The 500-nt window shown below is 70.4% G+C and carries 1 pseudogene; it reads left to right on the forward strand.

The features are described 5' to 3' along the window. A pseudogene (locus B0W88_RS34230) lies at positions 1-500 on the forward strand (heme utilization protein); the annotation flags it as partial.

Genomic DNA, 500 nt, shown 5'->3' on the forward strand with positions numbered 1-500 from the left:
CTGACCAGCTCGCAGGTCGCCGCCATCGGCACCGCGCAAGTGGCCACGATGACCACCGATGACGTGCTCGCCCTGGGCACCACCGGCATCAAGGCGATGAGCTCCGCGCAGATCCACGCGCTGACCACCGGCGACATCGTCGCGCTGACCTCGGCCCAGGCCGGTGTCCTCAGCTCCGCCCAGGTGCAGGGCCTGACGACCAGCCAGCTCGCCAACTTCAGCACCGACGACATCCGCGCGCTCGGCAGCGCCGCCCTGCGCGGCCTCAGCAGCACGCAGCTCGGCGCGCTCGACAGCGACCAGATCGGTGCGCTGAGCACCGCCCAGGTCTCGCAGCTCACCACCGCGCAGATCGCCGGCATGGGCAGTGACACGCTGAATGCGCTGACCAGCTCGCAGATCCCGTCGCTGACCAGCACCCAGGTGGCGGCCATCGGCACGGCGCAAGTCGCCACGATGACGACGGAAGACGTGGTCGCCCTCGGCTCCGCCGGCATCAA

The sequence above is a fragment of the Pelomonas sp. KK5 genome, from assembly GCF_001984095.1.
Classification (GTDB): domain Bacteria; phylum Pseudomonadota; class Gammaproteobacteria; order Burkholderiales; family Burkholderiaceae_C; genus KK5.